We start from the raw sequence: 244 nt of genomic DNA, 5'->3' as shown, positions 1-244 counted from the left end.
ATGGTGGCCATGGTCGTCGCCATGGTGCCCGTGGTTGCCATCGTGGTCGTGATCGCCGTGGTCGTCGCCGTGGTGACCATCGCCACCGTGGTCATGGTCGCCGCCGTGCGGGCCGTGGTGATTGCCATGGTCATCGCCTCCGCCATGGTCGTGGTCGCCATCGCCGCCGCGGTCGTGATCGCCGCCATGGTTGCCACCGTGGTGGCCGTCATGGCCGTGATCATGATCGTGGTCGTGATGATGC

At 66.8% G+C, this 244-nt stretch carries 1 protein-coding gene; it reads left to right on the top strand.

What is annotated here, in order from left to right; all coding sequences use genetic code 11:
• Positions 1–244 (top strand): hypothetical protein (locus tag ACVA58_RS28555; RefSeq protein ID WP_446513599.1); only part of this gene is annotated, 244 nt, incomplete at both ends.

The sequence above is a fragment of the Photobacterium sp. DNB22_13_2 genome (genome assembly GCF_052873915.1).
The sequence above is the reverse complement of the archived record's forward strand: the minus strand, read 5'-3'. Positions and strand labels throughout refer to the sequence as shown.